General features: G+C 70.9%; 20 protein-coding genes and 1 tRNA gene. 10 read left to right on the plus strand and 11 right to left on the minus strand.

All coding sequences use genetic code 11. The annotated features are described in order from the left end of the window. Position 1 precedes the first annotated feature (1 nt). Positions 2-379 carry a response regulator transcription factor gene (locus ACGFI7_RS04495; protein WP_393398962.1) on the minus strand — a complete coding sequence of 126 codons (378 nt, stop codon included), beginning with the start codon at positions 377-379 and terminating at the stop codon, positions 2-4. A gap of 115 nt (positions 380-494) precedes the next feature. Here ACGFI7_RS04495 and ACGFI7_RS04500 point away from each other — a divergent pair. Beyond that, positions 495-566, plus strand: a tRNA-Arg gene (locus ACGFI7_RS04500). Between the two features lie 121 nt (positions 567-687). Here ACGFI7_RS04500 and ACGFI7_RS04505 read toward each other — a convergent pair. Beyond that, positions 688-879: a hypothetical protein gene (locus ACGFI7_RS04505; RefSeq protein ID WP_393398964.1), complete on the minus strand. Its 192-nt coding sequence runs from the start codon at positions 877-879 to the stop codon at positions 688-690. Between the two features lie 398 nt (positions 880-1,277). Here ACGFI7_RS04505 and ACGFI7_RS04510 point away from each other — a divergent pair, with 398 nt between their 5' ends. Beyond that, positions 1,278-2,135, plus strand: coding sequence for an NAD(P)H-binding protein (locus tag ACGFI7_RS04510; protein WP_393398966.1), 858 nt, complete (start codon positions 1,278-1,280; stop codon positions 2,133-2,135). A gap of 630 nt (positions 2,136-2,765) precedes the next feature. On the opposite strand, the gene ACGFI7_RS04515 is transcribed toward ACGFI7_RS04510, so the two are convergent. Next, a complete protein-coding gene (locus tag ACGFI7_RS04515; RefSeq protein WP_393398968.1) occupies positions 2,766-3,644 on the minus strand; it encodes an RNA-binding protein in 879 nt (292 codons plus the stop codon). A gap of 403 nt (positions 3,645-4,047) precedes the next feature. Next, a complete protein-coding gene (locus ACGFI7_RS04520; protein WP_393398970.1) occupies positions 4,048-4,710 on the minus strand; it encodes a tetratricopeptide repeat protein in 663 nt (220 codons plus the stop codon). 110 nt (positions 4,711-4,820) lie between these two features. Here ACGFI7_RS04520 and pafA point away from each other — a divergent pair, with 110 nt between their 5' ends. Next, the gene (gene pafA, locus ACGFI7_RS04525) at positions 4,821-6,179 is read left to right on the plus strand and encodes a Pup--protein ligase (RefSeq protein ID WP_393398972.1); all 1,359 of its coding nucleotides are present in this window, start codon (positions 4,821-4,823) and stop codon (positions 6,177-6,179) included. Between the two features lie 6 nt (positions 6,180-6,185). Here pafA and ACGFI7_RS04530 read toward each other — a convergent pair whose 3' ends face one another. From ACGFI7_RS04530 to ACGFI7_RS04545, 4 genes are all read right to left on the minus strand, one after another. Beyond that, positions 6,186-7,139, minus strand: coding sequence for an NAD(P)-dependent alcohol dehydrogenase (locus tag ACGFI7_RS04530; protein ID WP_393398974.1), 954 nt, complete (start codon positions 7,137-7,139; stop codon positions 6,186-6,188). Further along, entirely contained in the window at positions 7,136-7,369 is a 234-nt protein-coding gene (locus ACGFI7_RS04535; protein WP_393398977.1) for a helix-turn-helix transcriptional regulator, read from the minus strand. The genes ACGFI7_RS04530 and ACGFI7_RS04535 overlap by 4 nt, the downstream gene beginning before the upstream one ends. Further along, on the minus strand, positions 7,363-7,794 hold the full coding sequence (locus ACGFI7_RS04540) for a hypothetical protein (RefSeq protein ID WP_393398980.1): 432 nt from the start codon (positions 7,792-7,794) through the stop codon (positions 7,363-7,365). Before ACGFI7_RS04540 ends, ACGFI7_RS04535 begins: the two co-directional genes overlap by 7 nt. 144 nt (positions 7,795-7,938) lie before the next feature. Continuing rightward, positions 7,939-8,727: an ArsR/SmtB family transcription factor gene (locus ACGFI7_RS04545; protein ID WP_393398983.1), complete on the minus strand. Its 789-nt coding sequence runs from the start codon at positions 8,725-8,727 to the stop codon at positions 7,939-7,941. Positions 8,728-8,873: 146 nt separating this feature from the next. Here ACGFI7_RS04545 and ACGFI7_RS04550 point away from each other — a divergent pair, with 146 nt between their 5' ends. Beyond that, positions 8,874-9,452, plus strand: coding sequence for a TOPRIM nucleotidyl transferase/hydrolase domain-containing protein (locus tag ACGFI7_RS04550; RefSeq protein ID WP_393398985.1), 579 nt, complete (start codon positions 8,874-8,876; stop codon positions 9,450-9,452). Between the two features lie 113 nt (positions 9,453-9,565). Continuing rightward, positions 9,566-10,807, plus strand: coding sequence for an erythromycin esterase family protein (locus ACGFI7_RS04555; RefSeq protein WP_393398988.1), 1,242 nt, complete (start codon positions 9,566-9,568; stop codon positions 10,805-10,807). Between the two features lie 149 nt (positions 10,808-10,956). Here the strand turns inward: ACGFI7_RS04555 and ACGFI7_RS04560 are convergent, their stop codons facing one another. Further along, positions 10,957-11,646: a DUF899 domain-containing protein gene (locus ACGFI7_RS04560; protein ID WP_393398990.1), complete on the minus strand. Its 690-nt coding sequence runs from the start codon at positions 11,644-11,646 to the stop codon at positions 10,957-10,959. A 199-nt stretch (positions 11,647-11,845) separates the two neighbouring features. On the opposite strand from ACGFI7_RS04560, the gene ACGFI7_RS04565 reads away from it, so the two are divergent. The 4 genes from ACGFI7_RS04565 to ACGFI7_RS04580 all read left to right on the plus strand — a co-directional run bounded on the left by ACGFI7_RS04565 (position 11,846) and on the right by ACGFI7_RS04580 (position 20,185). Then, positions 11,846-12,991 carry a serine hydrolase domain-containing protein gene (locus tag ACGFI7_RS04565; RefSeq protein WP_393398992.1) on the plus strand — a complete coding sequence of 382 codons (1,146 nt, stop codon included), beginning with the start codon at positions 11,846-11,848 and terminating at the stop codon, positions 12,989-12,991. Between the two features lie 87 nt (positions 12,992-13,078). Further along, the gene (locus tag ACGFI7_RS04570; RefSeq protein WP_393398994.1) at positions 13,079-15,913 is read left to right on the plus strand and encodes an AAA family ATPase; all 2,835 of its coding nucleotides are present in this window, start codon (positions 13,079-13,081) and stop codon (positions 15,911-15,913) included. A gap of 74 nt (positions 15,914-15,987) precedes the next feature. Further along, positions 15,988-16,113 carry a hypothetical protein gene (locus ACGFI7_RS04575; RefSeq protein ID WP_393398996.1) on the plus strand — a complete coding sequence of 42 codons (126 nt, stop codon included), beginning with the start codon at positions 15,988-15,990 and terminating at the stop codon, positions 16,111-16,113. Positions 16,114-16,183: 70 nt separating this feature from the next. Then, positions 16,184-20,185, plus strand: coding sequence for a S8 family serine peptidase (locus ACGFI7_RS04580; protein WP_393398998.1), 4,002 nt, complete (start codon positions 16,184-16,186; stop codon positions 20,183-20,185). Positions 20,186-20,229: 44 nt separating this feature from the next. Here the strand turns inward: ACGFI7_RS04580 and ACGFI7_RS04585 are convergent, their stop codons facing one another. Beyond that, on the minus strand, positions 20,230-21,633 hold the full coding sequence (locus tag ACGFI7_RS04585; protein WP_393399000.1) for a M1 family metallopeptidase: 1,404 nt from the start codon (positions 21,631-21,633) through the stop codon (positions 20,230-20,232). Positions 21,634-21,875: 242 nt separating this feature from the next. Between ACGFI7_RS04585 and ACGFI7_RS04590 the strand changes: the two genes are divergently transcribed. Beyond that, positions 21,876-22,886: a glycoside hydrolase family 11 protein gene (locus ACGFI7_RS04590; protein ID WP_393399003.1), complete on the plus strand. Its 1,011-nt coding sequence runs from the start codon at positions 21,876-21,878 to the stop codon at positions 22,884-22,886. Positions 22,887-22,944: 58 nt separating this feature from the next. Here ACGFI7_RS04590 and ACGFI7_RS04595 read toward each other — a convergent pair whose 3' ends face one another. After that, positions 22,945-23,544, minus strand: coding sequence for a dihydrofolate reductase family protein (locus ACGFI7_RS04595; RefSeq protein ID WP_393399005.1), 600 nt, complete (start codon positions 23,542-23,544; stop codon positions 22,945-22,947). Positions 23,545-23,559: the final 15 nt, after the last annotated feature.

Below are 23,559 nucleotides of genomic sequence, written 5' to 3' on the forward strand. Positions count from 1 at the left end.
CCTACTTGGCGACGAGGTCCCGAACCACCTGGATCAGCTCGCCCGGGTCGAACGGCTTCGTCAGGTACGCGTCGACCCCGATCTCCCGGCCCCGCCGCTTGTCGTCGTCCTGGGCCCTGGCAGTGATCAACACCACCTTGATGTGCCGCGTCGCATCGTCACTCCGCAGCCGTTCCGCCGTCGTCCACCCATCGAGCAACGGCATCATCACATCCAGCGTGACCACATCCGGCCGCACATCCAGCACCCGATCCAGGCAATCCTGCCCATCGGTGGCCGTCACCACCTCGAACCCCTCAAGGTTCAGATTGACGGCGATCAGCTGACGAATGACCTCGTCATCGTCCACGACCAGAACTTTCCCCAGAACCTCGCCCACGGCGGTCAAGCTAGCGGTAGCGAGCCAGTCACGGGGGGTTTTCCGCGGATGTGTTGGCGGACGGTTATCTGGTGCCGAGGGGGTCCGGGATACTGGTAACCTTGGTTCTCGTTGAGCCCCCTTAGCTCAGGGGATAGAGCACCGGCCTCCGGAGCCGGGTGCGCAGGTTCGAATCCTGCAGGGGGCACACAACATCAGCCAGGCCAGACATCGTCTGACCTGGCTTTTTGCTTGTTTCCTCAATCATGCGATCTTGCCATCCTGCGACACTGCGGGACGAGAAGCGCGCGGCATAAGCGATTCCTTGGTCATTGGTCGTCCTCTCGGGCGCGGTCCATCCGCTCGATCCACACTTCGTCGTAGCCGGCCGTGCAGCGGTGGTGGATCCGCTGCAGCACCTCCACGCTGTGCCCGGCCCACTGGGCCACCTGAGCCGCGGGCACGCCCGTGGACAACCGCCAGGTGACCCTCGCATGCCGCACGTCGTACCGCACGTTCATCAACGGCGTGCTGAGCTGTTCCGGTGTGAGCGTGAGGTTCCGGACACGCTTCCACGGCCGGGAATCGGCACCGGGCGGCCGCTCTCCGAGCGAAACAGCTTGTCAGAGTGCCGTCGAAAGGGGCGCGGACTGTTCAGGCGTCAAGCCCGGCTCGCGTAAGCGGGCAGGGCGTAGCGGCGCGCCAGTCGCTGGTGTCCAGCTTGGTCGGCTTCGCCTCCCGCCGGCCGGCTCCGAGCCGCCTGTAGGCGACGAGGTGGCGCCCGCCATCGGTTGAGCCTCTGCTCGGGCGGTCACGAACACCCAGGTGGGAACGTTCCATATGCGAGGCCCGCCGGACCTGCCCTACCGTCTCCGGCAGCGGGCTCGCACCCTTCGTTGTTTCCACAGAGAGGTTCTCCATGACCATCCTTGTGACCGGAGCGACCGGCACCGTGGGCAGGCACGTGGTCGATCGGCTGGTGGTGGCCGGGCTGCCCGTGCGGGCGCTCACCCGCAATCCCGAGAAGGCCGGGCTGCCCGTCGGCGTCGATGTCGTGCAGGGCGACCTGAACCGTCCGGGCGATCTGTCGTTCGACGGGATGCAGAGCATGTTCCTCATCGCCGGCCTCTTCGATCCAGAGCGCGCGACCGACCTGGCGAAAGCCTGCGTCGGCCGCGCCGTGGCGGCCGGGGTGACCCGGATCGTGTGCATGTCCGGCGCCGCCGTCACAGTGCGGCGGGCCGGGAGCTTCGAGATGCTGCACGCGGTGGAGCAGGTCGTCGAGGAGTCCGGGGTGACCTGGACCCACGTACGGCCCGGCGAGTTCGCCATCAACAAGCTCGATCTCTGGGGTGAGTCCATCCGCAGGGAGGGCGTGGTCCGCAACGCCTACCCTGACGGCGTCGGCGTTCCCATCCATGAGAAGGACATCGCCGAGGTCGTGGCGATCGCTCTGATGCAGGATGGCCACGCGGACCAGGCCTACGACCTGACAGGGCCCGAGGCGCTCACTCACCGGCAGCAGGCGGAGGCGATCGGCGCCGGGCTCGGCCGCCCGATCGCGTTCGAGGGGCAGACGTTCGGGCAGGCCCGCCAGGCCTACATCAAGGCCGGGCTCCCGATGGAGATCGCCGAATACGTCCTGTGCTACCAGGCGGAGTACGCCGACGAGCCCCCGCCGGTCTCACCCACCTTCGAGCTGGTCACCGGCAGGAAGGGCCGCACGCTCGCGCAGTGGGCGGCCGACCACGCCGGCGAATTGGCCCCGGCCACCTGACGTCCGATGACACGAGGCGAGCGGTGCCCCCAGGCCCCGCCCGCCACTCTTTCCCGCCATGGGAGCCGCCCCGCCAGGCCTGCCTGTGATCCCCCACCCTTGTCACGGCGCACTGTCGCCCACAGCCGGCAGTGACTGCGTCATCTTCTACGGCAAGGGCGGCGACGGCTCACCGAATCCGGTGAGAGCAAGGGCAAGCCGGGCCGCAAGTACGCGGCGACCTTCCGCGGCCAGAGCGAGAGCGCGCTGGGTGGCTCTACGACTTCCACCGCGACGCCACCCGGCGAGGAATACCGTCCAGGACAGTCAACTTCTCCACGTGCCACAGCCAGGAGAGACTGTTGCGCAAGTTCCGGCGGCGTACAGGTGAACCACCGTTTGGCGGGGCTCCGACGCGACAAGCAGTGGGGAGAAGGTGCCGGGTGGCTTCCGGGTTGGTGGCCTGCTGGACCGTCTCCGTCTGCTCCCAGATGTCCTCGTAGGCGACTTGCCCTGGAGCGATGGGCCCGTCCTTGCCGAGGCGGCCGAGTTCGGTGCAGTTGCGCGCGCTGAGGGCGAACGGTTGGCCCCCGTTTGTTCCGCACCGCCCGTCCGATCTGCCAAGCCGACTGCACCTCTATGGCGTGCGCGTCAAGGCGTCCATCGGGCGCGGAGTACGCCGTCGGGGTCGGGTAGGACGGCGGCCATCAGCGGGGTGTTTTCGTCCTGGTAGCCGGAAAGAACCAGGATCGCGCGGGCTTCGGCCAGCGTGGGGAGCAGTCCCGGGTAGTCGGTCTCGTCGACGGTCAGGCCGGTGATGTGCCCCTGAGGGTTCTGCCAGATGATGTCGACGAGGCCCTCGGGAGGAAGGCCGGCAAGGGCTGCATCCACGTCTGTCGACAGGTCGGGCCAGATCAGCAGTCTGGCCCGTGGGGCGAGCCGGCTCCGGGTCTGAGCCACCTCGTCGAGGGTGATGCGGTGCCAGCGTGCGGCGTTGGAGAGGTAGCCCTCCTCAAGGACGACCGCGCCTTGTTCTCTGACCAGAGCATCGAGCTCCGTCCAGAAGGCGTCGTCGGCGGGGCGTCGCTGTATGGGATCGGCCTCGTCGAGGTGGGGATCGTACGGTGACTGGTCGATCGGTTCGGCGAAGAGCCCACGCCGGTGGGTGAGCATCACCGCGTTCGGGCACGGCCGGGCGCTGCCTACATAGACGTACTGGTCGTAGCCGACGTGGACGAAGAACTGGTCCTCGGCCTCCAGGCGGCACCAGGCGCCGTTCTCGCGCAGCATCGCTCGGACCAGTTCCAGGGCGACAGGCAACGGCACCTGCGCGCCGTCGTGGTATCCGGTCAGGTCGGGTGGGAACAGCCTGGTCAGGCCGTGACCTTCGATCGGAGGGGCCGCGCCGAAGTGGACGAAGCCGGTCATCCCGGGTTCCCGGATGGTGAGGTGGGTGATGCCGGTTTCTTCGGCGAAGGCGGCCACGGAAGCCAGGTAGGCATCTTCCACAGGGCCGTGGTCGCTGTGCACGTCCTCGGGACCGTCGTAGTGCCCGGCTTCAGTGCGGTCGGCCGGGTCGTACTTCGTGACGCGGTAGACGTGGAGTGCCGTGTCGGTTCGGTCATCGGCGGGAGAGGTCCGGGGTAAGGAGGCCGGTGAGTCGGGATCGGCCTTGGGAGCGTTCATCGTCCCCATTTTGGCGGGAGGTCCGGATCTTCGCCGCCGAGGGACCTCTTCCTGACTGAACGCCGGCCGGCGGTTGGAGGCGGTCGCGCCGCCTGTCACGGTCGAGGAAGCGCAGGAGCCCGCGGCCTGCTTCGGCCCTGACGAATGCCATCTCCATCTCATCGAGACAAGCCCAGGCTCGCTACCTGCCGTATCCAGGCCTGGTCCGGACGCCGGTGACTGGCATCACGTCCTCCGGGAGCGGCGGCTAGATCTCCGTTCTCGTCTGCTGGATCTGGCGTGCGAGGGCGTGGGCGCCGTGGGCCTGGGCGATGGCGTGGGCCTCGTCCAGTGTCGTGAGGGCGTCCGTACGGCGGTTCTGGGCGGCGGCGATGTAGGCCAGGCCGACCATGTTGGAGGCCAGGCCCGGCATGGCGCCGATCTCCCGGCGCAGCCGGGACGACTCCTCCAGGTGCTCGCGTGCTTCGTCCAGGCGGCCGGCCATGTGAGCGGCGATGCCCAGGTGGCGCAGGGCCTCGGCGTGGATGGGCTTGTCGCCGGTCCGCGCCGCCAACTGGCAGGACTGCTCCAGGGCGGGAAGGGCGGTCTCGTTGTCGCGGCGGATGACCTGGTGGAGGCAGCCGATCCAGAACAGCGCCTCGCCTTCGCCGCGCGCGTCGCCCAGCGTGCGGTACAGCTTGAGCGCGCGCTCGAACAACGGCAGCTCTGCCGGGTCCTCGGCGGGTGACGAGCCGGTGTGGGCGCGGGCGTGGAGGAAGCGGGCGTGCAGGATCCGGCCGCGGGCCAGCGAGGTGTCGGCCTCCACCGCGTCCAGGTCCCGGTCGGCGTCGGTCAGCGCGCCGGCGTCGCCGCCGAACACTGCCTGGTCATAGAGCGTTCTGGTGCGTTCGATCCGGTCTTCGGCGTTCATCGCCGCCCCCGCCCTGGTATCGCCCCTAGGTGATAGATCGGCAGTACAGTACTCCGGATCAGCCGCGTGCACCGCCGGGCGTGGCGAGGGTGTGAGCGTAGGCTGTGGTAATGGATCGTCGCATCCTCGGCTTGGAGAACGAGTACGGCACCATGTTCACGTTCCGGGGGCAGCGCCGACTTTCCCCCGACGAGGTGGTCAGATACCTGTTCCGGCAGGTCGTCTCCTGGGGCCGATCGAGCAACGTCTTCCTTCGCAACGGCGCACGCCTGTACCTCGACGTGGGCAGCCATCCTGAGTACGCCACCCCCGAGTGTGACGACGCGCTCCAGTTGGTCACCCACGACAAGGCGGGGGAGCGCATCCTGGAGGGTCTGCTCGTCGACGCCGAGCGGCGCCTCCATGAGGAGGGCATCGTCGGGGACATCTACGTGTTCAAGAACAACACGGACTCGGCCGGCAACTCCTACGGCTGTCACGAGAACTATTCGGTGGCCCGGCACGGCGAGTTCGGGCGGTTGACCGACGTGCTGATCCCGTTCCTGGTCACGCGGCAGATCATCTGCGGCGCGGGCAAGGTGCTGCAGACGCCGCGCGGCGCCGTCTACTGCGTGTCGCAGCGGGCCGAGCACATCTGGGAGAGCGTCTCGTCGGCGACCACCCGGTCGCGGCCGATCATCAACACGCGCGACGAGCCGCTCGCCGACGCCGAGCGGTTCCGCCGCCTGCATGTGATCGTCGGCGACTCCAACATGAGCGAGACCACGACCCTCCTCAAGGTCGGCGCGACCGATCTGGTGCTGCGCCTGTTCGAGGCCGGGGTCGGGATGCGCGACCTGACCCTGGAGAACCCGATCCGGGCCATCCGTGAGATCTCCCACGACATGACCGGGCGGCGGCGGGTGCGGCTGGCCGGTGGACGTGAGGTGTCTTCCTTAGAGATCCAGCAGGAATACCTGTCCAAGGCGAAGGACCTGGTCGACCGGGACGGCGGCGACCCGGTCACCCACCGGGTGCTGGAGCTGTGGGAGCGTACGCTGCGCGCGGTCGAGACCGGGAATCTCGACCTGGTGTCGCGGGAGATTGACTGGGTCACGAAATATCAGCTGATCGAGCGGTATCGCAAGAAGTACGACCTGCCACTGTCCTCGCCCCGGGTGGCGCAGCTCGACCTCGCCTACCACGACGTCCATCGCAGGCGCGGCCTCTACTATCTGCTGCAGAAGCGCGGCTCGGTGGAGCGGGCGGTGTCCGACCTGAAGATCTTCGAGGCGAAGTCGGTGCCGCCGCAGACGACCCGGGCGCGGCTGCGCGGCGAGTTCATCCGCAGGGCGCAGGAGAAGCGGCGCGACTACACCGTCGACTGGGTGCATCTCAAGCTGAACGATCAGGTCCAGCGGACGGTGCTGTGCAAGGACCCGTTCCGGAGCGTCGACGAGAGGGTGGACAAGCTCATCGCCGACATGTGACCCGCGTCAGCCGACCGTGACGACGAGCTTGCCGGGGGCGTTGCCCGCCTCCAGATCGGCCACCGCCTTGGGGGCCTCCGCCAGGGGGTAGGTGCGTCCGACGGACGGCCGCAGGGTGCCCGCCTCGATGAGGTCGCGCAGGGTGTCGAGGTCGGCGGTGCGCGTGAGGGAGATCGGCGCGTCCAGGCGCTGGCGGGTGAACGGGCCGGTCAGCCGGGCCGCCAGCATCCGGTTGAGCCCGCCGAACCACCGGCCGCCGCCCTCGGCGCCGATGAGGACGAGCCGGCCGCGCTCGGTGAGCAGCCCGCGCAGCTGCCGCAGCGGCCGGTTGCCCGCGATGTCGTGGATCACGTCGTACGTCCCGGTGAGCGGTTCGCGGGTGTAGTCGATGACGGTCCGGGCGCCGAGCGACCGGACGAGGTCGACCTTGGCCGTGCTGCACACGCCGGTGACGTCGGCGCCGCCGGCGGCCGCGAGCTGCGTCGCGAAGCTGCCCACTCCGCCGCCCGCGCCGATGACCAGCACCCTCTCGCCGGCGGTGACCTGGCCGACGACCTGCAACGCGGTCACCCCTGACACGGGCACCGCCGCGGCTTCGGCGAAGCTCAGGTTGGCGGGCTTGCGGGCGAGCTTGCCGGGGCGGGCGAGCGCGTACTCCGCGTACGTGCCGGTCCCCGCGCCGTACACCTCGTCTCCGGGGCGCAGGTCGGTCACCTTGGCGCCGACGGACTCGACGACGCCGGCCAGGTCCATGCCGGGCACGCGGTTGCGGGGGCGGCGCAGGCCGAAGCCGAGGCGGCCGACGAGCGGCAGCCCGGTCATGATGTGCCAGACGCCGTAGTCGACGCCGGCCGCGTGCACCCGGATCAGCACCTGGCCGGGGCCGGGCCTCGGCGTCGGGACCTCGCCGAGGCTGAGCGTGTGGGAGGGGCCGTACTCGTCCTGGACGATCGCTTTCATGGGGGGTCTCCTTCGGTGTCGGGGTACTGGAAGACGTCGTCGAGCCCGACCCGGAACACCCGGGCGATGCGGAACGCCATTTCCAGGGAGGGGGAGTAGCGGCCCTGTTCGATCGCGATGATGGTCTGGCGGGTGACGCCGACCCGGTCGGCCAGCTCGGCCTGGGTCATCTCGCCGTGCGCGAACCGCAGGGCCCGGATCGCGTTGGTGACCCGCGTCGGCTTCACCACGTCTGGAAGCCGCCCTTGCGATACGCCATGATCTTGGCGAACGAGCTGAGCACCAAGGACAGCACGCACGCCAGGTAGACGGCGTTGGCGATCCAGAAGTGGCGCAGCTCGGCGACGGACATGATCAGTGCGGCGAGCGCGCCGATGGCGACGAACGACCCGCCGATGCGCTCGCTGACGTGGTTGATCTCGCGGTCGCGCTCGTCGGTGCGGTCGGAGCCGTGGCCGCCCGCGACGGCCATCGCGATGTGGGACACGATCGCGGCGACGATGGCGCCGCCGATGGTCCACAGCAGTGCTCCCCCGTACGCGACGTCGGCGAGCGGGCTGTCGCCGGCCCGGCTCAGGACGGTCGCCACGTAGATCGTGTACGCGACGATCGTGATCACGATCGTCGCCCAGGCGCGTTTCTCCTCGAAGGCCATGCCCGCCCCTCATGTAAAACAAAGCTGACATTGCTCAAGGTAAAGCACACCGGACATGATGTCAAAGTTCTTTTACGTGCCCGCCTGGAGACGCCAGAAGGCCCGGTGTCCATGTCATGAACACCGGGCCCGGGAAACGCCTGGTCAGGCCGGCAGGGGTTCGCCGGTCTCCAGGATGGACTTCAGGCTCGCCACGACGCTCGGCCAGCCGTTGCTGACCATCTCGGCCATGGCCGATCCGGCCTCGAAGCCGTCGTGCACGACGGTGAGCTTCACGACCTGCGCGGCCTCCTCCTCGATCGTGAAGGTGACCTTGGAGCGGGGCTCGGAGGACAGCCGGGTGCGGAGCTCCTCGTCCCAGTCGAAGCGCTTGGCGAGCTCGGGGGTGATCGCGTGCCAGCTGTAGGAGAGCCGGCTGTACGGGTCGGACTCCAGCACGACCTGCTCCGGGTCCTCGAGCACCACGCCGTGGTTGTCCCAGGTCATCGGGGAGCCGACGGACCAGTCCGTGGTGAGCTCCGTGGACCAGTAGCGGCGGGTGAAGGCGGGCTCGGTCAGCGCCTGCCAGAGCTTCTGCGGGGTGGTGCGGATATAGGTGGTGTAGACGAAGGTCGGCGCGTCCATCGGGGTCTCCTCCAGGGCGAGTTTCAGGTCCGCCAGGGCTTGGACCCTGGCCCGGTCGTAGCGGCTGATCCACCGGTGGGCGATCTCGTGCACCGGGGCGGCGTTGAGGTAGTGGAGCTTCTCCCGGCCCCGCCGCACGGTGGTGACGAGCCCGGCCTCCTCCAGCACGCCGAGGTGCTTGCTGACGGACTGCCTGGCCATGTCGAGGCCGGCGCAGAGCTCGCGCAGCGTCTGCCCGTTGCGGGCGTTGAGCGAGTCGAGCAGCGCGCGCCGGCTCGGATCGGCCAGCGCCTTGAACACCTCGTCCATGCTCGTCCTCAGGTCTCGGTTCCGGTGGTGATATGCAGCCTTCCGGCTGCCTTTTACGATAGGCAGCCGTATGGCTGCCTGTCAAGGAGTGAGCGGGCCGATCAAATAGGGATGATTCTTCGCGGCCCGGGTGCGAGGCTGGGCTGGTGAGTGACGTGCGAACCGTGGTCCTGGTCGAGGGCGCGAGTGACAAGTCGGCCGTGGAGGCGCTGGCCGAGCGCCGGGGCTGCGACCTGGCCGAGGAGGGCGTCGCCGTGCTGGCGATGGGCGGCGCCACGAACATCAGGGCGTACATCGGCCGGTTCGGCCCTGACGGCGGCGATCTGCGGCTGGCCGGGCTGTGCGACGCCGGCGAGGAGGAGGACTTCCGCAGGGAGCTCGAACGGGCCGGTCTCGGCTCCGACCTGCGCCGGAGCGACATGGAGGAACTCGGGTTCTTCGTGTGCGAGGCCGACCTGGAGGACGAGCTGATCCGCGCGCTCGGCACCGCCGAGGTCGAGGCCGTCGTCGACGCCGAAGGGGAGCTCGGCTCGTTCCGCACGCTGCAGAGGCAGCCCGCGTGGCGCGGGCGCGACACCCACGACCAGCTGCGCCGGTTCATGGGATCGGGGTCCGGTCGTAAGATCCGCTACTCCCGCCTGCTCGTCGAGGCGCTCGACCTGGCGCGCGTGCCGAGACCGCTGGACCTGTTGCTGACCCATCTGCGGGGCAGCCGCACCTGGTGATCACCGGCGCTACTCCGACGGGCGTAGCGCACGATGGGACGCCCGGCGGACGCGCCGGGGCCGGGCCGCGCGTGACTCTGGGCTCACCGTCACTACCAGAACGGGGAGCCATCATGATGCGTCTGTTCATGGCCGGAGTCCTGGCCACCACGACGATCGCCGACCCGCGGATCGTCGACTGGATCGAGAGGAACGCCCAGCCGCAGGTCACCAGGGAGATGATCGGCGACGCCGCCGTCGTCGGCCTGGGCGAGTCCAGCCACGGCACGCACGACGAGGCCGTGATCAAGTTCGGCGTGCTGCGGTTCCTCGTGGAGGAGATGGGGTTCCGCTCGATCGCGTGGGAGGAGGACTGGACGACGAGCGTGCGGGTCAACCGGTACGTCCTCACCGGCGAGGGCGACCTCGACGCGCTCATGGGCGAGCTGACGACGACGTGGCGGCACCGCGAGGTGCGCGACGTGCTCGCCTGGCTGCGGGCCTACAACGCGGGCCACGACGACAAGGTGCGGTTCGTCGGCGTGGAGTACTACGCCACCCGCTCACTCGCGTACGACGCCGTCTCCTCGTACGTGGCCGCGGCCGCCCCGGCGCGGCTCCGCGAGCTGCAGCGTCACCTGCGGCCCATCCGCCCCCGGCACGAGAACACCCGGGACAACCTGACCTGGTACATGGGCGTGACCGACAAGCGGCCCTTCGTCCGCCACGCCCGCGCGGTGCACGAGCTGGTCGGACGGCTGCCGCGGAACGACGCGCAGCGGCTCGCGCTGCACCACGCGCGCCAGATCCTCTCCTGGTACGAGGCCTTCAGCCTGCCGTACGAGGACATCCACGGCTACCGCGACGCCCGTGCGGCCGAGAACCTGCGCTGGTGGCAGCGGCGCACCGGCGACAAGGTGGCCTACTGGGCGGCGAGCGCGCACACGGCGGTCGCGCCGGGCCTGCGGCTGATGTTCGGCGACGAGCGGTTCGGCTTCGACAGCGCGGGCTCCTACCTGCGGCGCTGGTACGGCGACCGGTACCGCTCGATCGGCGTGCGGTTCGACCACGGGACGCTGAGCACCGGTGACGACTGCGGTGTGGCCCCGGCGCCGGTCCCGCGCCCGGACCCCGGCTTCGCCGGCCGCGTCTTCGGCGAGACCGGCCGGGCCCAGTACGTGGTGGACCTGCGCGCCAGGGCGCCGAAGGCCGTGCGGGAGTGGCTGCGCGCCCCGGCGAAGCTGCGCGCCTACGCCGGCTACGTCCCGGAGCTCGCGCAGCGGTCATACATGGAAGGCGGGTCACTGGCACAGTGGTTCGACGTGATCATCCACCGGCAGATGATCACGCCGTGCACGCCCCTCGGCGCGAACTGATCGACGGGGGTATTCGCCCCCGATCCCGCCCTGGGCCGGCCGGTCGGCGCCCCCGGGGGCCGACCGGAGGACCTGAGCGTGAACCGCCTCCTGCACAGCCTCTTCGCGGCCGCGGCGTTCCTGGAGCACCTCGGCCGATGCGGCAGGCTTCAGGCCTTCTCCGGGCCGTAGGCCGCCGCGATGTCCTGGGAGCTGGGCCACCGGGAGTAGGTGGGTGACTGCGGCCAGCCTTCTGGCGAGTCCTGCCACTCCTCCTGGCGTCCGTACGGCAGCAGGTCGATCAGCGGGAAGGTGTGGGTGAGCTGTTCGGTGCCCCGGCCGTTGGTGTGCCAGGTGCGGTACACCGTGTCGCCGTCGCGCAGGAACACGTTGACGGCGAAGCCCGCGCCGGGCGGTGCGTCGACGTCGGCGCCGAACGGGCTGTTGGCGGTGGAGTACCAGGTCATCTTGTTGCCCACCCGGCGCTTGTAGTCGAGCGCCTCGTCGATCGGGCCCTGGGTGACGATGACGAAGCGGGCGTCGTAGGCGTCCAGGAACTCCAGCCGGGTGAACTGGGAGGTGAACCCCGTGCATCCCGGGCAGTGCCATTCCTTGCCGGCGAACCACATGTGGTTGTAGACGATCAGCTGGCTCTTGCCCTCGAAGACGTCGGCCAGCCGGACCGGCCCGTCCGCGCCTTCCAGCGTGTAGTCGGGCATCCGGACCATCGGCAGGCGGCGGCGCTGGGCGGCGATGGCGTCGAGCTCCCGGGTCGCGGCCTTCTCGCGGACGCGCAGGGCGTCCAGCTCGCGGCGCCAGGTGTCGGCGTCGACGACGGGCGGGAGTGGGTTGGTGCTCATGGTCCCTCACAGGTGATGAGTGACGTTTCCTGTCCAGGGATAGACCTGCCCCGCACGCGGAAATCATCGGTCGGGCCACCGGCTCGGTAGTGCCTGCTGTACTGCAAGCCTCCAGCGTGCGGGATCGATCATCAGGGGCTCCCGGCGGGAGTCTTGCACCCGTCACCACGACCACCGATTCCGACGGGGAATGACCACCATGTTCACCAAGATCACCACCGGTGCGGTCGCCGCGCTGGCCGCGCTCACGCTGACCGCCACCGCCGCGCCCGCCGCCGCGCGGGAGGCCGCGGCCGGCCGCGCCGACGCCCTGCAGAAGGAGCTGGACCAGCTCGTCAAGAAGCACGGCTTCCCCGGCGCCCTCGGCACGGTGCGCGAGCGGAGCGGCCGGGTCCGCCACTACACGGCCGGGGTCGCCGACCTCAGGACCAAGGCGAAGATCCCGGCCGACGCGTACGTGCGCATCGCCAGCAACACCAAGACCTACACGGCGGTGGTCGCGCTGCAGCTCGCCGGCGAGGGCAAGATCGACCTGGACGCGCCGGTGGAGAAGTATCTCCCCAAGGTCATCCGCGGCAACGGCAACGACGGTCGCAAGATCACCACCCGGCAGCTGCTGAACCACACCAGCGGCCTGCCGAACTACACCCAGGACATGCCTTCCATCCTGGAGCTGCGCGACACGTACCAGGAGCCGTACGAGCTGCTCCACCAGGGGCTCAAGCGCAAGCGCACCTTCCCCCCGGGCAAGGGCTGGGCCTACAGCAACACCGGCTACGTCGCACTCGGCCTGCTCATCCAGAGGGTCACCGGCCGCCCGGTCCAGGAGGAGATCACCAAGCGCATCATCAAGCCGCTCGGGCTCAAGCACACCTACTGGCCCGGCCCCGGCGTGCAGACCATCCGCGACCCGCACCCGCAGGGCTACTACTTCGCCAAGCCCGGCGCGAAGCCGGTCGACGTCACGGAGCTGGACCCGAGCTGGGGCTGGGCGGCCGGGCAGCTCATCGCCACGCCGAGCGACGTCAACCGGTTCTTCCTCGCGCTCCTCGACGGCGAGCTGCTCAAGCCCGAGCAGCTCAAGGAGATGAAGACGACGGTCAAGCCGAAGAACTTCCTGCCGGGCTTCGAGTACGGGCTCGGCATGTTCCGGGTCAAGCTGTCCTGCGGCGGCTACGCCTGGGGCCACGGTGGCGACATCGACGGCTACGAGACCCGCAACGGCGTCACCGAGGACGGCCGCGCCGTCTCGTTCGCGGTCACCGCCCTGCCTCCGGCCGGGGACGAGAAGGCCGCGCTGGCCACGTTCGAGTCGCTCGGCCGCGTCATCTGCGCCACCAAGTGATTACTTGGGCCCTGACGTGCCGTTCTGCCCCTGATGTTTGATATGTGAATACGCGTGCAGTTGAATGATCGCGTGCAGGCGGGCCGTGTGATCTCTCCGGTTCTGGTGGGCCGGGAGAAGGAACTCGCCCGGCTCCTGGCCCTGATGGCCGGCGCGCCCGCCGTGGCGGTCATCGAGGGCGAGGCCGGCATCGGCAAGTCTCGCCTGGTCGCCGAGCTGCTCGCGGACCAGGCCGTGGCGGGGATGCGGGTGCTGAGCGGGGCCTGCGTCCAGATCAGGGAGCCGTTCCCGCTCGGGCCGATCGTCGAGGCGCTGCGCGGGCGCGCGCCCGAGCTGGCCGGGGCGGAGCTGACCCCCGTCGCCGGAGCCCTGCGTGACCTGCTGCCCGAGCTCGCCGGGGTGCTGCCGGAGACGCCGCGGCTGGCCGACGACCGGGCGGCCGAGCGTCACCGGCTCTTCCGCGGCCTGGCAGAGGTCCTGGGCGCCCTCGGCCCCGCCGTCCTGCTGGTGGAGGACCTGCACTGGGCGGACGGGCAGACTGTCGAGTTCCTCACGTACCTGATGTCCGTGCTGCCCGGCACGCTCCGCGTGGTGCTCACGTACCGGGGGGAGGAGGCGCCGGCGGCGGTGCGCGCGATCACCGCGCGGACCGGCGACGCGATCAGCGTCGCCCACCTGGATCTGCCCCCGCTCGACACCGCCCAGACCCAGGCCATGGCGTCGGCGATCCTCGAAGCCGACCATGTGACGGCCGAGTTCGCCGAGCACCTGCGCGCGCGGGCGTCCGGGCTGCCGCTCGCCGTGCAGGAGCTGCTGGCCCTGCTGCGCGGGCGGGGGACGCTCATCAGGTGGGAGGGTGGATGGGCGCGGCGCGCGCTCAACGAGCTGGACGTGCCGAGCGGCGTCCGCGTCACCGTGCGCGAACGGGTCGCGCAGCTCTCCGACGGGGCCAAGGAGGTCGCCGAGCGGGCCGCCGTGCTGCGGGCGCCGGTGCCCGTCGAGGCGCTCGCCGCGGGCGACCCGGGGGCGATCGACGAGGTGCTCGGCTCGGGGCTGCTCGCCGAGACGGGCGGCGCGGTCGGGTTCCGGCACGTGCTGGCGGCCCAGGCGGTCTACGAGGCGATCCCGCCCGGCCGACGCCGGGCGCTGCACGCCGCCGCCGCGGACGTCGTGCGCGGGCTGCGGCCGGTGCCGCTGGGCCGGCTGGCCCACCACCTGCGGCACGCGGGACGGGCCGAGCAGTGGGTGGAGACCGCCATCGAGGCGGCCGAGCAGGCGGCGCGGCTGGGCGACGACGCCGAGTCGGCCCGTCTGCTGGAGGACGTGCTGCGCGACACCGACCTGCCGGCGGCCCGGCGGGCCGAGCTCACGGTGCGGCTGGGCTGGGCCGCGCTGGAACTGCTGCACCCGCCGCCGGTCGCCGGCCTCATCACCGGCGCGCTGGACCAGGCGGCCGGCGAGCCGGGCGTGCCGCGCCTGCTCCGCGGCAAGCTCCTGCTGCTGCTCGCCCTGCATCTGGACCGTACGCGTACGGACATCGCCCGGATCGGGGACGCCTTCGCCGCCGCGGTCGAGGACCTGGCCGAGGAGCCGGGGCTGGCGGCCTGGGCCATGGTCGGGGTGGGCCGCCCGCCCAACGACCTGCCGCCTGGGGAGGGCACCCGCTGGCTGGAACGGGCGCTCGCCACCCTGCCCGCGGTCGACGACCCCGCGATGCGGATGCTGGTGCTCGGCAAGATCGCCATGATCTTCGTGGTGATCGGCGACCCGCGCTGGGCCGGTCTGGCGGAGGACCTGGTGCGGGAGACCGGCGGGCGTGGGCTGCTGCGCCGCGAGGTCAACGCCTACCGGTCGATCGGGGGCGCGGCCCTGTTCAGCGGCCATCACCGCGAGGCCCGCCGCCTGCTGCACGCGGCCATCGAGGACGGGGCAGAGCCTGATCTCCGCGGCCGGCTGGAGCTGCGCGGCCTGGTGAACCTGGCGCTCGCCGACTACGTCAGCGGCTCGTGGGACGGGCTGGCCGCGCGGCTGGACGAGCTGCGCGACCAGTTCGGCGAAGAGCCGAACGAGCGCATCCTGGTCGACATCGCCGCCGCCTGCCTGGGCGCGGTGCTCGGCCGTCCGGAGGCGGCGCTGCCGCCCCTGCTCGACGCCGTCGCCACGGCCCAGTCGCGCGGGCAGTTCGACGACCTCGTCCTGCCCAGCACCATGCTGCTCAGGCTGTCCACCGCCCGGGGAGAGCCGGGCCCGGCGATCGCGACGGCGGTCGAGGCGGCGGCCCACTGGGAGGCGAGCGGTCTGTGGCCGGTCGCCGTCCGCGCCCTGCCCGCGCTGACGGAGGCGCTGCTGGCGGACGGCCGCGCCGGTGAGGCCGCGGACGTGATCGAGAGGTACGCCTCGCGGCTGGCCGGGCTCGACGCGCCGCTGGCCGGGCCGGCTCTGGGCCACGCCCGCGGCCTGCTGGCCGCGAGCGCGGGACAGCTGAAGGAGGCCGCGCGGGAGTTCGCCGCGGCGGCCGAGGCGTTCGAGCGGATTCCCGCGCTGTACGAGGCCGCGCAGGCGAGCGAGCAGGCCGCGGCCTGCCTGTTCGCCCTGGACGACCCCGCCGCGGCCGCCCATCTGGGCCGGGCCGTCACTTGGTACGGCGGCCTGGGCGCGCGCTGGGACCTGGACCGCGCCGCGGGGCTCGGCCGCCGGTGGGGGATCCGCCCGTCCGTGCCCGCGCGGAACGGGAGCGACCAGGCGCTGTCGGCCCGCCAGGAGCAGGTGGCCCGGCTGGCGGCCGAGGGGCTGACCAACCAGGAGATCGCCAAGGAGCTGTTCCTGTCGCCGAAGACGGTGGACAAGCACGTCAGCGCCGCCATGCGGAAGGTCGGCGCACGGTCGCGGACCGAGCTGGCGCGGCACCTCCCCGGGAGCTGAATCCCCAGATTGGGGATTTTTCCCCATAGGGCTCCCCATACCCCCTCCCATGCGCTGTGGCGAACACTTACGGCATGTCCGAAACCGTGTCGGAACCCGAACAGCAGGACACGGGCACCGCCGACCCCGACGACCACCAGGAAGGGCCACCGGAACCGCCCGAGCCGCTCCCGCCCCCCGACGGCTTCGAGCCTGCTTAGCCCGCCTGACCACCCCGCCAGAAAGGCCACCATGGCACTGCCCCGCCCCCCGTTAGCCCGCCGCGCAGGCATGCTCCTGACCGCCGGCGCGATGCTGGCCGCCGCGCTCGCCGCCACCCCGGCCGCCGCCGATCCGGCCTCCCCCGCACCCGCCGCCACCCAGACCGCCCAGGCCACCCAGCCCGCCCAGGAGCGGAGCGTCGACCTGCGGGGCGTGCGCGCCGGCGAGGTCGTCATCACGCTGATCACCGGTGACAAGGTGCGGCTGAGCCGCGCCGAAGCCGGCAAGTACCGCGTGGAGACCGCGCCGGGGACGCGGCAGGAAGGCCGCCGCGTCAACCTGTTCACCCAGTTCACGCCCGACGGCGTGTTCGTGTTCCCGGACGACGCCGTCCCCGCCGTCCGGGCGGGGCTGCTCGACAAGCGGTTGTTCGACGTCAAGTACCTGGCCGAGAACGGCTACGCCGACGACGTGACCAAGCGGGTGCCGGTCATCGTCCAGTACGCGCCCGACCAGCCCGAGGCGTCGGTCAAGCGCTCGGCCGCGGCCATCCCCGCCAGTGAGCCGACCCAGACGCTGGAGAGCATCCACGCCTCCGCCCTCGACGTCACCAAGGACGAGACCGCCGCGTTCTGGCAGGCCGTGCGCGCCCAGCAGGGCGCCGAGCGGGGACTGGCCAAATCCGCCCCGCTGAGCGGCGGGATCGCCAGGATCTGGCTGGACGGCAAGGTCAAGGCCGACCTGTCCGAGAGCGTGCCGATGGTCGGCGCGCCCCAGGCGTGGGCCCGGGGCCATGACGGCACCGGCGTGAAGATCGCCGTGCTCGACACCGGCGCCGATCCCGCCCACCCCGACCTCGCCGGGCAGATCGCCGACAGCAGGTCGTTCGTCCCCGACGAGGCCGTCCAGGACGGTCACGGGCACGGCACCCACGTCGCCGCCACCATCTCCGGCACCGGCGCCGCCTCCGACGGCCGGCACAAGGGCGTCGCCCCCGGCGCGCGACTCGTCGTCGGCAAGGTGCTCGACAACACGGGCTCCGGCCAGGAGTCGTGGATCATCGAGGGCATGGAGTGGGCCGCGCGCAGCGGCGTCAAGGCCGTCAGCATGAGCCTCGGCGGCGCGCCCACCGACGGCACCGACCCGCTCAGCCAGGCCGTCGACGACCTGACCGCCGAGACCGGCACCCTGTTCGTGATCGCCGCGGGCAACCTGGGCGCCGAGGAGACCGTGAGCGCCCCCGGCGCGGCGACCGAGGCCCTGACCGTGGCCGCGGTCGACAAGAGCGACCGGCTCGCCGGCTTCTCCAGCCGCGGCCCCCGCGTCGGCGACGCGGGACTCAAGCCGGACATCGCGGCCCCCGGCGTGGACATCGTGGCCGCGCGGGCGGCGGGCACCATCATGGGCACTCCCGTCGACGAGCACTACACCAGCGCCAACGGCACCTCGATGGCCACGCCGCACGTGGCGGGCGCCGTCGCGATCATGGCGCAGCGGCACCCGGACTGGACGGGCAAGCAGCTCAAGGCCGCCCTGGTGTCGACCGCCAAGGACGACGGCTTCACCGTGTACGAGCAGGGCGCCGGCCGGCTCGACCTGGACCGCGCGACCGGCCAGCAGGTCTTCGCCACCGGCAGCGGCGTCGACTTCGGCGCCGTCGAGGAGGCCGGCGGGCCGAAGACCGGCGAGGTCGCGTACACCAACCTGGGCGACCAGCCGGTCACGCTCACCTTGAAGGCGGCGATGAGCGGCGGGGCGGAGCTGAGCCTCGCGGACGCGACGCTGACCGTGCCCGCAGGCGGCACGGCCGGCACCACCGTCACCTTCGACCCCGCCGGGCTGGCGCTGGGCAAGTACAGCGGGGCCGTGGTCGCCGAGGCCGACGGCGTCCGCCTCACCACCCCCGTGGGCGCGGTGCGCGAGGTGCCCAGGTTCGACCTCACGGTCCGCACCCTGGACCGGGACGGCAAGCCGCGCAACCCGACCGCCATGAGCCTCGTCGACGTCGACGGCGCCAAGGGAGAGATCAGCGGCACCTACACCCTGGTCGACACCGGCGTGGTCGTGGTCCGGGTGCCCGCGGGCACCCTCAGCCTGGCACAGGTGCTCGACTGGATCGACGGCGACGACCGCGCCAACCGCGCCTGGCTGTTCGACCCCGAGCTCACCGTCACCGGCGACACCGAGATCACCCTCGACGCCCGCAAGGCCACGCAGATCCGCTTCACCGCACCGAAGGCGGCGGAGCCGCTGAACAACTCGCACGAGGTCTTCTACCAGCGGACCCTCCCCAGCGGCCAGGTGTACGGCGGCAGCATGATCAACGGGGCGCCCTTGGGGGCGTGGGAGAAGATGTGGGCGCTGCCGACCAAGAAGGTCACCAAGGGCGGGTTCCGCTTCACCGGGCAGTGGGAGCTCGGCCAGTCCGAGGTCGCCATGACCATGCGGACGCCCAAGCGCACCACCCTGCACCCGGTCACCCGGGTCCACATCCTCGACAGGGCGGAGCTCCATCCCGGGTACGTCCGCTTCGAGGGCACCCGTGACCTGCGGGTCGTCGACGCCGGCAAGGGGCTGCCCGAGGACCTCGCGGGCAAGGACCTGCGCGGCGCCCTCGTCCTGATCGACGCCGAACCGGTGGAGGGGATGTTCGGCACCGCGTGCGGGCTCCAGATCGAGCGCGTCGGGCCGATCAGGGACGCCGGAGCCGCTGCCATCCTCGCCTTCAACGAGCGGCAGGGCGCCTGCCCGATGCCGCTGGCCATCACGCAGAAGCCGTTCACCGGACCGATGCTGCCGGTGAACATCCCGATCGCGTACGTCTCGTACGCCGAGGGCATGAAGGTGCGCGAGGCGGCCGGCCGCGGCCCCGTCACCATCCGGGTGGAGGGCACGCCGTTCACCCCGCACTCCTACGTGTTCCGGCCGTACGAGGACGGCCGCATTCCGAAGTCGATGCACTACAAGGTCACCGGAAGCCGGCTCCACCGCTTCGACCTCGAGGTGCCCGCCGGGAAGTACACGGGAACCTCGATCTGGCGGCACACGTGGCGTACCGACGACGTCACCTATGCGGCCACCGGCATCGACGCCGTGAACTGGTCCCTGTCGCTGCCCCAGCGCAGGTCGCAGTGGTTCTGGCCGGTCGACCCGACGCTGGTGCACTCCGTCGGCATGTCCGCGCTGACCACGCCGAACCCCGCCGACGAGATCCAGGAGACCCGCTACCGCGTCGGCGTCGTCGACAAGCCGGGCAGCACGCGCCAGCGGTGGTTCACCGCACCGAGCACGCCGGGCGCCGCGACCGCCTCCGACAAGCTGTTCGACCTCGCCGACAAGAAGGCCCCGCCGCTGGAGAAGCTGGTGGTCGGGGTGCCGTGCGCGATCTGCGTGCACCAGGGAAGCCTGTGGGTGACCCCGTCGATGGTGAGCGGGGTCGGGGAACGGCGTGACGCCGGCATCGGGTTCGGGGATCTGTTCCCGCAGTACGAGATCCACCTGTACCGCGACGGCGAGGAGGTCCCCAACTCGCCCGTCGAATACCTCCCCGACCTGCCGCGTTTCCGGCTGCCGGAGGGCCGGGCCGCCTACCGGCTGACGGCCAGGGACGACCTGCAGGACATCGAGTGGACGTTCTCCGCCCCGCCGGGGCCGGAGCACGCCCAACGCGGGCTCAGCTGCTTCGCCTGGGGGGTCGAGACCCCCGGTCCGCTGGAACACTGCCGCACCGTCCCGGCGGTGTACGTCAGCTACGACCTCACGGACAGCCTGTCCATCGAGAACAAGGTGGCCGCAGGCCGCAAGCACACCTTCCAGCTGGAGGCCTACCACGGGCCCTCGCCCGCGAAGATGCCCGCCATCGCCGGGGTCAAGCTCTGGACGAGCACCGACGACGGCGCCACCTGGAAGCCCGCGGACCTGCGGCGGGGCAGGGACGGCAGCTACACCGTCTCCGTCACCTACCCCGCCTACCGCGCCACCAAGGGCGCGGTCAGCCTGAAGGCGGAGGCGTGGGACGCGGCGGGCAACCGCGTCAAGCAGACCACGCTGCGCGCGTTCGAGCTGCGCTGACGGACACCGGCGCCCGCCCCGTCACCCGGCGGGGCGGGCGCCGCTCAGCTCTCGGGGCTCGTCCGCGAGTCCAGCCAGGCGTCGATCAGCTCCGTGAGGTCCTCACCGGTGTGCTCGTTGATCCAGGCGGTGAAGGACGCCCGGTCCTGGCTGGTGTGGCGGTGCTCCTGGGCCCAGGCGCGGGTCATGGCGAAGAACCGGTCGTCGCCGATGCGCTTCCTGATCTCGTGCAGCATCAGCGCGGGGCTGTAGTAGACGTTGCTCGCCGCGAAATAGTCCCGCCGGTAGTCGCCCGGCGGGCCCGCCTCCGCGCGGACGAGCCTCTCCTGCCGGCGCAGGTCGGCCATGAGGCTGTCCATGGTGCCGGGGCCGTGGTCGGCGCTCCACTGGATCTGGAAGTACATGGCGAAGCCCTCGTTCAGCCACACGTCCTTCCAGGTGCGCGGGCCGACGCTGTTGCCGAACCAGTGGTGGGCGAGCTCATGCAGCACCACCTCGGGGGTCAGGTACGGGCCGCCGAGGGTGATCATCTGCTGGGTCTCCATGCCGGAATCGCTGGTCGCCACCAGGCCGGCGCTGGGGAACGGGTACCGCCCGGCCTTCTTCTCCATCCAGCGGATCAGCTCGGGCATCCGGCGGACCGTCGGCAGGGCCCACCGGTCCCCGGGACGCACCCAGTAGGTGATCGGGATGCCGCGCGGGCCCTTCGCCCGGTGCATCCGGTACTTGTCGACGGTGAACAGCGTCAGGTAGCTGGCGACCGGATCGGTCGACTTCCAGCGGTAGGTGACCGCGCGGCCCCGCACGCTCTTCCCCTTGTACGTGCCGTGCGCGACGCCCGCCCAGCCCTTGGGCACGGTGATGGCGACGTCGTAGAGCGCCTCGTCCGACGGGTGGTCGTTCACCGGGAACCAGGTGAACGCGCCGAAGGGCTCCTGCAGTGCCCAGGCCGACCCGTCGGCGGCCGAGCGCAGGCCGAGCCGGGCGAGGTCGGGGCGGAGCTGGCCGGAGGAGTGCGGCTTCGGCACGCCGTGGTAGCGCACCACCAGCCTGACCTTCTTGTCGGCGGCGAGCGTGGCGGGGAGCGGGATCGTCAGGTCGTCGCCCTTGCGCCGGGGACGGGCGCGCTCGCCGCCGACGGTCACCCGGTCGATCTTCAGGGCCCGGCCGAAGTCGAGCCTGACCTCCTTGATCGGCTTCACGGCGCGGACCGTGAGGGTGGCGGTGCCCGCCAGGCTCCGGCGTTCCGGCCGCCAGGCCAGCTTCAGCCCGTAGTGGAGCACGTCGATCGACGGGTTGCCGTACGCGGGATAGACCGGGTCCTTGACCGGTTGCGACCGGCCCTTGGCGTACGAGGTCCGGGGTTCGTCGTGCGCGGCCGCCGAGGCGGCGCCGCAACAGGTGAGGGTGAGGGCCGCGACCAGGCCGACTAACGGCAATCTCCGCATTCGCGCCATCATAGTGATCTTTATCGGGATTCGGTGGTGAATTTGTGGATGAAACTTTCACTCCCGACTAAGGGCCAGCTGGAGCCGGTGTTCAGGCCATTTGTCACCGAAAGGCTTCCGATATATTTCGGGATTCGTTGACAACTTTCGGGGCCGGATGAACACTGTCGCCATCGACCTCCGGCCACCTGTCTCGCCGGGTCGAGTCACGCTGTCCGCCTTCGCGAGGAGGAAGCACGCACATGAACGGCGCCACCGCCCCACCGAAGACCCGCAGCCGCGGCCTCCGCTCGCTCGTCCGCCGCTCCTGCGCCGTAGTCGCCGCGCTCTTCATGGCCGTGGCGACGCCCGGCATCGCGCACGCCGTCCCCGTCAACTCCAACCAGACGGGCAACCACGACGGGTACTTCTACTCGTTCTGGACGGACAGCCAGGGCACGGTCTCCATGGACCTGGGCTCCGGCGGCAACTACAGCACCTCATGGCGCAACACCGGGAACTTCGTCGCCGGCAAGGGCTGGAACCCCGGCGGGCGCAGGACCGTGACCTACTCGGGCAGCTTCAACCCGTCGGGCAACGCGTACCTGACGCTCTACGGCTGGACCAGGAACCCGCTCATCGAGTACTACATCGTCGACAACTGGGGCACCTACCGGCCCACCGGCACGTACAAGGGCACGGTCACCAGCGACGGCGGCACGTACGACATCTACCAGACGACGCGTTACAACGCCCCCTCCATCGAGGGCACCAGGACCTTCCAGCAGTACTGGAGCGTCCGCCAGTCGAAGCGCACGGGCGGCACCATCACCGCCGGCAACCACTTCGACGCCTGGGCCCGCAACGGCATGAGCCTGGGCAACCACGACTACATGATCATGGCGACCGAGGGCTACCAGAGCAGCGGCAACTCCAACATCACTCTCGGCGGCAGCGGCGGAGACCCCGGCAACCCGGGCAATCCTGGCAACCCCGGTAACCCAGGCGGCGGCTGCACCGCGACCCTCTCCCAGGGCCAGCAGTGGGGCGACCGCTACAACCTCGGGGTCTCGGTCAGCGGATCGAACAACTGGACCGTGACCATGAACGTGCCGTCGCCGGCGAAGATCATCGCCACCTGGAACATCAGCGCCGGCTACCCGAACGCCCAGACGCTGACCGCCAGACCCAACGGCAACGGCAACAACTGGGGCGTGACGATCCAGCACAACGGCAACTGGACCTGGCCGACGGTTTCCTGCAGCGCGAGCTGACCGTAGAGGCCTCGTGGCGCGGCGGTCCGGGCCGCCGCGCCACACCGCTTCACCCGCCCTACCGGACGACGCGGTAGACGAGGTGGGTGACCATGGCGCTGCCCGTGGGCTCGCGGACGGGTTCGAGCGTGAAAGCGCCGGTGTCCTCGAAGAGCCGCTCGCCGCGGCCCAGGACCACCGGCGCGACGTGCAGGCGCAGCTCGTCGATCAGCCCCGCCGCGAGGAACTGGTTCACCGTCGAGGCCCCGCCCGCGACGGCCACCTCGCGCTCGCCGGCCGCCTCCCTGGCCAGGCGCATGGCCTCCTCGGGGCCGCCGGTCACGAAATGGAACGTGGTGCCGCCCTGTTTCACGACGGGCTCGCGCTCATGGTGGGTCAGGACGAAGACCGGCGCGTGGTACGGCGGCTCATCGCCCCACCAGCCCTCCCAGTCGAGGTCCCACGCGCCGCGGCCGGGGCCGAACATGTTGCGGCCCATGATGTAGGCGCCCGCGGCGGTGATGTCCGCGATCTCGGCCTTGTGCAGCTCCGCCTCGTCGATCATCCACTGGGTCAGGCGGTCGACGTCCCCCTCCCCGAACGGGTTCTCCAGGCTCTGGCCCGGCCCGGCCGTGAACCCGTCGATCGACATCGCCATGTCACAGGTGACCTTGTTCATCTCACTGCCTTCCGC

This window comes from Nonomuraea sp. NPDC048826 (assembly GCF_043198225.1).
Lineage (GTDB): Bacteria > Actinomycetota > Actinomycetes > Streptosporangiales > Streptosporangiaceae > Nonomuraea.